Below are 8226 nucleotides of genomic sequence, written 5' to 3'. Positions count from 1 at the left end.
GCGCTATCGGACTTTTACTTCGAAAATCTCCTGCGCCCGTTGCTCATGAATTATTCAGGCTAAGAGAGATCGCATGGGCTATGAAGATTACTTGTTATGGAGACACAGGATAACTACAGGTGTTTCGACGCAATGTAATTATGGTCGTTTTCATCAGGCATATTCAAAGTCAACTTCGAAGAGTCGGGGAATTAGGGGATCGAAGCTACCAAAAGAGATACAAAATCCTGCTGCGGGGCCTTCTGCTAAGCCACTCGTATTGTTCAGTATTCCAACTGACTTGGACTGGATGGGGCTTGATTGGTCTACAGTGTTAGGTTCCGGATTATCTTTACAAAAATTGAGTGACCTTCCCTGTGTCTATAAAATGGTGGATAAGAAAGTGAACGATGTTGTTTATATCGGTCAAACTTCAAATTGTCGAAGCAGAGATTCAACAACCATTCCGTTCTTATGAAGATAAAATCGGATTTTGAGCATTACGAGGTTCACGTCTCTATTCTTGACTTGAAAATTTTGCCACACCAGCTTCATGAAATCGAATCTGACTTGTTAGGGGCTCATTATCATTTAAAAAGAACGGTGCCAAAATATCAATATGGAGGATAGTGTAATTGGTGGATCGCTGCCCAAAAGCTTAATTCGCTTCTTTTTTTTCGGTGAAGCGCTAATTGCTTGTCAATTTATTATTTCGTTCAGGCATCCCATGATGCCGAAGATGCTGCAGGTAAGGCCATAATTGCTCGTTTTTTAAGTTGATCGAATAATGTCGGTGCATCATCTAACCACCGCATCCGCACTGTATTCTCCTCGTCAGGTAGCTTGACCGCTGAAAAATATTTCCCCGCTCTGTTTTGCAGGAAATCAGGATTCGTATATTGGCTTTACTTGCATGGGATACCTTGCTTTACCATGAACAGTTTCTCCTGTATCACGGGAAAAAACGTATTTTTCTCTTTAAGGATGTTTTTTTACGCTCAGCGGCAATGCCGCTCAACAACTTTAGTATAGGGTAGTTATGAAAAAAACCGCATTGTACGCCTGGCACGAGAAGGCCGGAGCAAAAATTATCGATTTCGGCGGCTATCTGATGCCGGTTCAGTATGCAGGCATTATTGCCGAGCATAGGGCAGTGCGGAGCGCTGCGGGGCTTTTTGATGTCTCCCACATGGGCAACTTTTATGTCAGGGGCAAAAGAGCACTGGAGTTCCTTCAGTCCGTGACGACCAATGATATCTCCAAGGCCAAGGACGGTCAGGCACAGTACAATCTCATGCTCTATCCAAGCGGTGGTATTGTTGACGATCTGATTATCTATCGTATTGACAGCGAAACCTTTTTTCTCATTGTCAACGCAAGCAATGCCCCGAAGGATTATGCCTGGCTGCAGGAGCATATCGGCCCGTTTGACGGTGTTGTGCTTGAAGATCATACCGATCGTCTCTCCCTGATTGCCCTGCAGGGGCCGCTGGCGCTGAATATTCTTTCGAGAGTATTTCCTTCGGCTGAAGTCAACTCGCTTGGATCATTCCACTTCTGCAGTGCGCTGTTCAATGGTTCGGAGGCTATCATTGCACGAACCGGTTATACCGGAGAGCAGGGTGTTGAGATCTGTCTTTCGAATGAACAGGCGCAACCGTTATGGGAAGCGCTCATGGAGGCGGGAAAAGAGGATGGTATTCAGCCAATCGGTCTGGGTGCCCGTGATACGCTTCGCCTTGAGATGGGTTATTCACTTTACGGCCATGAGATTGATCAGGATACCAATCCGCTTGAAGCCCGTCTGAAGTGGGTGGTCAAGATGGAGAAGGGGCATTTTATCGGCAAGGAGGCCTGCCAGCAGGTTGAAAGTAACCTCCAGAGGGGTGTTGCCGGATTCTCGCTTGAAGGTCGGCTGCTCCCCCGCCAGCATTTCAAGGTCTATAACAGTGACCGCCAGGAGATCGGCTGGGTATGCAGCGGCACCCAGTCACCGACGCTGCAGGAGCCGGTAGGTACCTGCAATATTGTTCGCCAGTATATAAAACCGGGAACACCGATTTTTGTAGAAGTTCGTGGCGGTTTCCACAGCGGTGTGATCAGGAGTCTGCCGTTTGTTACAACCTCTCTGGGTTGACGGTACAAGTTATCAAGGAGTGAGAGCACAGTGAAAATGAAAAGAGAGAAAAAAGCAGCCAAAGGGAGTGCTCCGGACAGGACGATGCTCAAAAAGGAGATCATCGGCATTGCTTTTATGCTGGGCTCTCTCTATCTGATCTGTGCCATCCTGAGTTTTCATCCCGATGATGAAGCGAGCTTTGCGGCTCTTCGCTGGTATGATATATTCGGCAAAGCCGCCAGTGATATTGCCGAGAGTATCCATAATCCTTTCGGCCTTCTTGGTGCGCGGCTTTCGGCCTTCTTTATCAACTCCTTTCTTGGTTATCCGGTTATTCTGCCTGTGCTGTCCATGTTTTTCTGGGGCTGGTCACTGCTTCGGGCAAAAAGTCTCAAACCTGCGCTCTTCTTTTTTCTTTACAGTGTGGTTATCTCGATTGTTGTGGCTTCCATGTTCGGACTCACGTCAGCTCCATTCAGTGATGTCATGGCCGGAACAATCGGGCGTATGCTTGCCGCACTGCTTTCAACGGTCATAGGATTTACCGGCGCATGGGTTTTGCTCGGTGTGATTGCCGTTGTGCTCACCTTCTATATGGGTAAAAGTGTGTTTGCGGCACTCTCACGGATTGTTGTTACGGTCATGAGTGCGGCCAGCGTTCCGGCTGAAGCCATCAGGGTGTGGAATGAAGAGCGGCGCGAAAAAAGGGCCGAAAAGAGAAGGGTCAAAGAGGAAAAGGCCTTGCGGAAAAAGGAGGAGCAGATGCGATCTGTTCCGGCACCGGCACCGGTTATGCAACCGAAGGAAGAGCCTCGTCCGGCTGTTCCGCTCACTTATGATGAACCTGTTCTGCCGGCAGATGCAACTCCGGCGGCAACTCCGGTCGCATCTACCACCCTGCAGCAGTTGATCTCCCAGGTTCCCGGTGAGCCTGAGATGATTATTCATCAAACCGTTCGGGAAAAAGAGGCCGATCTTGATGAACGTCGTCTGAAAGTGCAGACCAGGGACCGTGAAGCTTACCGCTTTCCCTCGATTGACCTGCTGGAAAAGGTACCCGAGGATAATGACCATATCGATGAGCATCACCTCGCCGAAAGCAAGCGGAAGCTGCTTGAGAAGCTTGCGATCTACAAGATTGAGGTCAAGAGAATATCGACAACTGTCGGGCCGCGTGTGACCCTGTTTGAACTGGAGCTTGCGCCGGATGTAAAGGTGAGCCGGGTTAAATCCCTTGAGAATGATCTTGCCATGGCTCTTTCCGCCCGTGGAATCAGGATCATTGCTCCTATTCCCGGTAAAAATGCGGTCGGAGTCGAGATTCCCAACGGAAAGCCGAAAACGGTCTGGCTTCGCTCGGTGCTGCAGGTTGAAAAATTCAAGAACAGCAAGATGGTTTTGCCGATTGTACTCGGCAAAACCATTGCCAATGAGGTCTACATTGCTGATCTGGCGACCATGCCGCATCTGTTGATAGCAGGCGCAACCGGTGCCGGAAAGTCGGTCTGTATCAATGTTATCATATCAAGCCTGCTCTATGCATGCAGCCCTGACAAGGTCAAATTTGTGATGGTTGATCCGAAACGGGTTGAACTCTTTCAGTACCAGCATCTGAAGAACCATTTTCTCATGCGTTTTCCCGGTATTGAGGAGCAGATCATCACCGATCCCCAGAAGGCGGTCTATGCTTTGCGGTGTGTGGTCAAGGAGATGGAGCTGCGTTATGAGACCCTTGAAAAGGCGGGTGTGCGCAATATCGGTGACCTTAACCGCCGTTTCCCTGAAGAGGCGCTGCCCTATATTGTTGTGGTCATTGATGAGCTTGCCGATCTCATGATTACGGCCGGACGAGAGGTTGAAGAGCCGATCATCAGGATTGCCCAGCTTGCCCGTGCTGTCGGCATTCACCTGATTGTTGCCACCCAGCGCCCTTCGGTCGATGTCATTACCGGCATTATCAAGGCAAACTTCCCTTCACGAATTGCTTTTCAGGTGGCAAGCAGGGTTGATTCCCGCACCATTCTCGACAGCTCGGGTGCCGATCAGCTTCTTGGAAACGGTGATATGCTCTTTCAGCCATCCGACCAGCCAAAGGCGATGCGTATTCAGGGGCCCTATGTCTCCTCGGGAGAGGTGGAGGCAATTACCTCCTTTATCGGCTCCCAGCATGCGCTCAAGAATCTCTGTGTGCTTCCTGCTCCCGATTCCCAGAAAGGGAACGGTTCCCAGTCATCCGGAAGTACGGAGAAGGATGGGAGGGACAGCATGTTTGAGGAGGCGGCACGTCTTGTGGTTATGCATCAGCAGGCCAGTGTTTCGCTTCTGCAGCGTCGTTTGAGGCTCGGGTTCAGTCGTGCGGGAAGAGTGATGGACCAGCTTGAGTTCAGCGGGATTGTCAGTGAAGCTGACGGCAGTAGAGCAAGGGAAGTCCTCATCAATAACGAGGACTCCCTGGAGCTACTCTTGAGAAATCTTGACGCCTGAGCCGGCACCACTATTGATTTGTTCCGAAACCCGATTACTGCGTTGGGTGGTGCTCAAAATCCTCATGTACTGCGTGTACATTCCGGTTTCTGCGCTCCATCCGCCTTGTTCCCGGGCTTCTCACGACAATCAATAGCGGTGCCTTAATCTATACGGGATTAGACGGATTCTACGCGGACAATCTCGGGATTAGCCTTTTTGATTGCCTGCTCAACGCCTGCACGCAGGGTGAGTGTGCTCATCGGGCATGAACCGCATGCGCCAAGCAGCTTCACATCAACAACCATATCCTTTGAAATTCCTACAAGCTGGCAGTCGCCACCGTCAACCTGAAGGTATGGGCGTACGGTTTCAAGTGCAGCTATAACCCTGTCGTAAATCGCATCACTGTTAGGCAAATATTCCTTACTGGTGCTCATGATCTGAATGATTTTGTAATGATTGGAAATAGAGTGTCCGGTCGGAGATTCAAAGCACTAATATTAAACCTCCGACGCAAAAAAACAACAGGACATTGCTATTAATTTCCTGAACCTTATTTCGCAGCGGCATTTTCTGCATTGGTTATGGAGACCCTTCGTGCAACTTCCATTGCTGCGCGGTTGACCGCTTCGGATGTTGGCGAACCGGGGTGATCAAGAATATAGGGTGTTCCGCTGTCACCGCCTTCACGCACCTGCCGATCAATCGGAATTGCGCCGAGGAAGGCCAGTCCATGGGTTCTGGCAAAGATTTCGCCACCGTGGTGGCCGAAAATGTAATCTTTGGTTCCGTCCGGCAGTTCGTAGTAGCTCATGTTCTCTACCAGTCCGAGAATCGGAACATCCACCTTGCGGAACATACTGACCGCTTTTGATACATCGGCAAGCGCTACGTCCTGTGGTGTTGTAACAATAACCGCTCCGGTCAGCGGAAGGGTCTGGACAAGGGTGATCTGAATATCACCGGTGCCGGGAGGCATGTCGAAAATCAGATAATCCAGCTCTTTCCACTCAACCTCATTGATGAACTGCTTGATGGCGCTTGATGCCATCGGGCCTCGCCAGACAACTGCGGTATCAGTGTCAACCAGAAAGCCGATAGACATCAGTTTTACTCCGAACTTCTCAAGAGGAACAAGATTCTTCTCCGCCACTACCGGTTTTGCGTCAAGGAGACCGAACATGGTCGGAATGCTCGGGCCGTAGAGGTCGGCATCAATCAGGCCGACTTTGGCTCCTGTTTTGGCCAGTGTGACTGCGAGGTTTACCGCAAAGGTGGATTTTCCGACTCCCCCTTTTCCGGATGCTACGGCTATGATGTTTTTGACGTTTTTCAGTGGTTTTTCGCTGCAGCAGGTGTGAGGCTCTCCGTGATGGTGACCTCCGTGATGGCCGCAGGAGGAGGTGACTTTCGAGCTCATGGTTACCTCAATGGCAGAAACTCCCGGTACCTGTGCGTTGACTGCCGCTATACAGGATTGCTTGATCTGCTCTTTGAGCGGGCATGCCGGTGTGGTAAGCATTACCGTAAACGAAACCCTGTTTCCGCTCTCAATCCGGACATCGGATATCATGTTGAGTGTAACGAGATCCCTGTTCAGGTCGGGGTCATTGACGGTACTGAGCGCTGCGATAATTTGCGCTTCTGTTATTATGGACATACGAGTGTGGCGATTAATGGTTAAGAGCGGTTCTCGAAGAAAAAGATGATCAGCTTTCAGCGGGTGCCTGCGCCCTATTTCTGCATGAAGCGAAGCGAAATCGGTACCCCTTCAAGCGAGAATGTTTCACGCAGCTTTTTTTCAAGAAACTTGATGAAATTGGTCTGCACAAGTTCCGGATCATTGCAGAAAAATGCAAATATCGGCCAGTGGGATTCGATCTGGGTCATATATTTGATTTTCAGCTCCTTGCCGGTTCTGCTTGACGGGTGCTTTTGCTGTAGAGTCTCTTCAAGGAAGCGGTTGAGGGCACTGGTGCTTATTTTCCGGGAGCGGCTTTCACTGATCTGCTGTGCGGTATCAATGGCGCGGTAGAGATTCTTTTTGGTTAGCGCTGAAATAAACAGCACCGGTATGTAGCCGAGGTTGCCCATGCTGGAGCGAAGATTATCCTCGTAGATCTTGCTGGTCTTTGAATCCTTTTCAATCAGGTCCCATTTATTGACGAGCAGGAGTGCTCCTTTTTTCTTCTCGACCGCCATATTGATGATTTTCAGATCCTGCTTTTCGATGCCGGGTGTGGCATCAAGCATGACGAGAGCAACATCGCACCGCTCAAGAGCCTTCTCCGTCCGCAGTGAGCTGTAATACTCAATACCCCGGTCTATTTTGGTTCGTTTTCTCAATCCTGCGGTATCAATCAGAACGAACTCCTGCTTTTTGCGGGTAAAGCGGCTGTCGATGGCGTCACGGGTTGTGCCCGCTATGCTTGAGACGATATGGCGGTTTGAATTGAGCAGCGCATTGACAAAGCTTGATTTGCCTACATTCGGCCTTCCGACGATAGCAAGGCTTATGGCAGAGTCCTTTTCATCAGGAATATCTTCAAGTTCGGGGAAAGTTTCAAGGATATCGTCGAGCATATCCGCAACCCCGCTGCCATCTTTTGCCGAGATGAAGTATGGTTTTGTGAAACCGGTACTGATAAAGGATTCTGCCTCGATAATGAGCTGGGGGGATTCGACCTTGTTGACCGCAAAGAAGAGCTGCTTGTTCTGGAAGTTGCGTTTCAGAAGCTTGCCGAGTTCGAGATCCTCGTAGGAGAGTCCGGCACGGGCATCGGTGACGAAAACAATAATATCGGCATCGCGAATGGCCATCAGGGTCTGCTCAAGCATCGCCTTGCTTATGAGGTCGCTCTCGGCGTTGTAGCCGCCGGTATCCATCAGGAGAAACTGTTTTCCCTGCCACTCTCCATCTGCGATATGGCGGTCCCTTGTAACGCCGGGCGTACTGTCAACAATGGCACTTCGCTGGCGCAGGATTCTGTTGAAAAGGGTCGATTTGCCGACATTGGGTCGGCCCACCAGTGCGATTAAAGGCTTCATAACAGCAGATGCAGTCTTGGTAAGAAAAGTTGGTCCGGACTCCCCTGGAATTCCTTTTTAGATATAAGGTATAATTTGTAGAATTAAGTGAAATAATTTACATTGATGAACTTTATTTTTCGGAAAAGTCCAGTTAATCCTATTGTACAGCATGAGCAAGACGTTAAGTTTCAAAACATATTCAGCCAAGCCTGTTGAAGTCGAGCGGAAGTGGTATATCATTGATGCAGAAGGTCAGGTCCTTGGCAGAATGGCTTCTGAAATCGCAAAGGTCCTTCGGGGCAAGCATAAGGCGCAGTTTACGCCGCATATTGATACCGGTGATTTTATTGTTGTGACCAATGCGGCAAAAGTTGCCCTGACGGGTAAAAAAGAGGATCAGAAATCCTACTTTTCGCATTCGCACTATCCCGGTGGCGTCAAGATTGATCATGTCAAGGATGTTTTGAAGAAAAAGCCCGAGAAGGTTATCGAGCATGCCGTCTGGGGAATGCTGCCGCACAATAATCTCGGCCGCCAGCTTTTCAGGAAACTCAAGGTCTATGCAGGCCCCGAGCATCCGCACGCTGCGCAGGTACCTGTTGAAATGAAAATAAAATAAACCATAAAGAATA

At 49.6% G+C, this 8226-nt stretch carries 7 protein-coding genes; 4 read left to right on the top strand and 3 right to left on the bottom strand.

The window, feature by feature from the left end; translation table 11 throughout:
* Positions 1-73 precede the first annotated feature (73 nt).
* The 3 genes from BOO20_RS12775 (at position 74) to BOO20_RS09450 (ending at position 4582) form a co-directional block, all read left to right on the top strand.
* Entirely contained in the window at positions 74-457 is a 384-nt protein-coding gene (locus BOO20_RS12775; protein ID WP_144277147.1) for a hypothetical protein, read from the top strand.
* A 561-nt stretch (positions 458-1018) separates the two neighbouring features.
* Positions 1019-2116 (top strand): glycine cleavage system aminomethyltransferase GcvT, encoded by a 1098-nt coding sequence (gcvT, locus tag BOO20_RS09455; protein WP_076792303.1) that lies wholly within the window; start codon positions 1019-1021, stop codon positions 2114-2116.
* Between the two features lie 36 nt (positions 2117-2152).
* Positions 2153-4582, top strand: coding sequence for a DNA translocase FtsK (locus tag BOO20_RS09450; RefSeq protein WP_083694627.1), 2430 nt, complete (start codon positions 2153-2155; stop codon positions 4580-4582).
* 158 nt (positions 4583-4740) lie between these two features.
* On the opposite strand, the gene BOO20_RS09445 is transcribed toward BOO20_RS09450, so the two are convergent.
* From BOO20_RS09445 to der, 3 genes are all read right to left on the bottom strand, one after another.
* Entirely contained in the window at positions 4741-5001 is a 261-nt protein-coding gene (locus BOO20_RS09445; protein ID WP_076792301.1) for a NifU family protein, read from the bottom strand.
* Between the two features lie 116 nt (positions 5002-5117).
* Positions 5118-6224, bottom strand: coding sequence for an Mrp/NBP35 family ATP-binding protein (locus BOO20_RS09440; protein WP_076792300.1), 1107 nt, complete (start codon positions 6222-6224; stop codon positions 5118-5120).
* Between the two features lie 74 nt (positions 6225-6298).
* Positions 6299-7612 carry a ribosome biogenesis GTPase Der gene (der, locus tag BOO20_RS09435; protein WP_076792298.1) on the bottom strand — a complete coding sequence of 438 codons (1314 nt, stop codon included), beginning with the start codon at positions 7610-7612 and terminating at the stop codon, positions 6299-6301.
* A 151-nt stretch (positions 7613-7763) separates the two neighbouring features.
* Between der and rplM the strand changes: the two genes are divergently transcribed.
* Positions 7764-8213, top strand: a complete 450-nt coding sequence (gene rplM / locus BOO20_RS09430; RefSeq protein ID WP_006365311.1) for a 50S ribosomal protein L13 — start codon at positions 7764-7766, stop codon at positions 8211-8213.
* The last annotated feature ends 13 nt before the right edge of the window (positions 8214-8226 follow it).

The sequence above is a fragment of the Chlorobium sp. KB01 genome (assembly GCF_001975465.1).
In the GTDB taxonomy this organism is placed as follows: domain Bacteria; phylum Bacteroidota; class Chlorobiia; order Chlorobiales; family Chlorobiaceae; genus Chlorobium.
The sequence above is the reverse complement of the archived record's forward strand: the minus strand, read 5'-3'. Positions and strand labels throughout refer to the sequence as shown.